This is a genomic window from Streptomyces griseoruber (assembly GCF_001514205.1).
Classification (GTDB): domain Bacteria; phylum Actinomycetota; class Actinomycetes; order Streptomycetales; family Streptomycetaceae; genus Streptomyces; species Streptomyces griseoruber.
Genome location: NZ_KQ948805.1, coordinates 1 through 609, shown reverse-complemented (window position 1 = coordinate 609; position 609 = coordinate 1). Strand labels below are relative to the sequence as shown.

The window sequence follows — 609 nt, the reverse complement described above, 5'->3', positions numbered from 1 at the left end:
CGAGGCACACGGCACGGGCACCCCGCTGGGGGACCCGATCGAGGCGCAGGCCCTGCTGGCGACCTACGGCCAGGAGCGTGAAGAGCCGCTGCTGCTGGGTTCGTTGAAGTCGAACATCGGTCACACGCAGGCGGCGGCCGGTGTGGGTGGTGTGATCAAGATGGTGATGGCGATGGGGCACGGTGTGCTGCCGCGCACACTGCACGCCGAGGAGCCGTCCTCCCACGTCGACTGGGCGAGCGGGGACATCGAGTTGCTCGCCGAGGAGCGGGCATGGCCCGAGACGGGCCGTGCGCGGCGCGCGGGTGTGTCGTCCTTCGGTATCAGCGGCACCAACGCCCACGTCATCCTCGAACAGGCCCCTCACACGGCGGCTGACACGGAGGACACTGACACGGAGGGCACCGGGGAGGGCGCGGTGTCGGTGCTGCCGTGGGTGCTGTCCGCGGCCGGTGGTGGACTGCCGGCCCAGGCCGAGAACCTGGCGGCCTTCGTGGAGGCACACCCCGACCTCTCCCTCGCCGACGCCGCCCGGGCACTGGCCACCACCAGGACCGTCCTGGAACACCGCGCGGTGATCCTCACCGCCGACCACCACGAGCTGCTGAC

At 71.4% G+C, this 609-nt stretch carries 1 protein-coding gene; it reads left to right on the top strand.

Annotation, left to right across the window (positions count from 1 at the left end; all coding sequences use genetic code 11):
* Positions 1-609, top strand: a 609-nt coding sequence (locus tag AQJ64_RS44500) for a ketoacyl-synthetase C-terminal extension domain-containing protein (protein ID WP_169809764.1), incomplete at both ends; no start/stop codon positions are given.